Origin of the sequence: Glacieibacterium arshaanense (genome assembly GCF_004681125.1) — a bacterium.
Lineage (GTDB): Bacteria > Pseudomonadota > Alphaproteobacteria > Sphingomonadales > Sphingomonadaceae > Polymorphobacter_A > Polymorphobacter_A arshaanense.
The window spans coordinates 1-1,677 of sequence record NZ_SIHO01000007.1 but is presented as its reverse complement, the minus strand read 5'-3'; the positions used below and the strand labels follow the sequence as shown (position 1 = coordinate 1,677).

Genomic DNA, 1,677 nt, shown 5'->3' with positions numbered 1-1,677 from the left:
GGCATCAACGTCTCGGGCAGCACGGTGACTTTGGGCACCAACACGGCAGCCGGCGTCTCGGGCATCGCGCTCAACAACGGTGCGACCCTTGCTGCAGGTGTCTCGGGTCTGGTGGTTGCGAACAACATCGTGACGACGGGTTCGGGCCTGATCAACCAGGGCTCGGGCGTGATGACGCTCAACGGCGTCATCGGCGGCGTGGGTTCGATCTCGACGGTCGGTACCGGCGAGCTGGTGCTGAACGGCAACAACGCCTTCACCGGCGGCCTTGGCATCAACGTCTCGGGCAGCACGGTGACTTTGGGCACCAACACGGCGGCCGGCGTCTCGGGCATCGCGCTCAACAACGGTGCAACGCTGAAGGCTGGTGCTGCTGGCTTGGTTGTTGCCAACACCGTCATCACGACCGGTGCAGGTACCATCGATACGCAAGCACAGACCTTCACGCTCGCCGGGCCGATCGGTGGCGCTGGCAGCATTGCCAAGGTTGGTACCGGAAACCTCGTCTTGACCGGCGCCAGCACCTACACCGGAGCGACCAATGTCAATGCTGGCACGCTGTCGGTGAACGGTTCGCTGGGTAACACCGCGGTGACGGTCGCCAGTGGCGCGACGCTGGGCGGTACCGGTAGCATTGCCGGTACAGTGACAGTTGCCAACGGCGGTATTCTCGCTCCCGGCAATAGTGTCGGGACGCTCAGCGTCGGCGCACTCAACCTTAATGCAGCCTCGGTCCTGAACTGGGATCTGGGCCAAGCCTATGCGGTTGGCGGCGTCTATAATGACTTGGTCAAGGTTACCGGCAACCTGGTGCTTGATGGTCTGCTGAATGTGACCAACAGCAACAGCTTCGGTCTCGGCGTCTATCAGCTCGGCACTTACGGTGGCACGCTCACCAACAATGGGCTGACGATCAATTCATTGCCGAGCCCGTACACGGGTACGATCCAGACGGCGATTGCCGGCCAGGTCAACCTGCTGGTCGCGGGTCCGGGCGTCCTCACCCAGTATTGGGATGGCGGCGACACGGTCGGCAATGGCACGATCGACGGTGGCAATGGCACTTGGAGTGTCGCTGGCACCAACTGGACCGGTCCGGCGCCGAGCGGCATCAACACCAACTGGCAGGGCGGCATTGCGGTGTTCGCGGGTGCTGCGGGCACGGTGACGCTTGATGCGCCTGCTTCCTTCGTGGGTCTGCAGTTTGCGACGACGGGTTACACCATCGGTGCGACGGGTACCGGCGGGCTGACCAATGCGAGCGGTGCGTTCGTTTATGCCAACACCGGCATCTCGGCGACCATCAACGCGGTGATCAGCGGCGCCGGCGCGCTCGACAAGCAGGGCGTTGGCACCGTGACCCTCAATGCCGCTAACACCTACACTGGCGGCACGACGATCACCGACGGTACGCTGGGTGTCGGCAACAACGCCGCACTGAGCACCGGCACGCTGACGATGAGCAACTCGGCAATCCTGCAGGCCGCAACCTCGGGCCTGGTGCTGACGAACAACATCATCATCTCGCCGGCAACCGGCGCCCGCGTCGACTCGGGTTCGGGCACCTTCACGCTGAATGGCAACATCTCAGGCGCGACGGGTTCGCTCAGCCAGATCGGCACGGGCAACCTGGTCCTGGGTGGCAACAACAGCTTCGGTGCTGGCCTTGGCATCAAT

The 1,677-nt window shown here is 63.6% G+C and carries 1 protein-coding gene; it reads left to right on the top strand.

What is annotated here, in order from left to right:
• On the top strand, positions 1 to 1,677 hold a 1,677-nt coding region (locus EUV02_RS15530; protein ID WP_207790217.1), incomplete at both ends, for a beta strand repeat-containing protein.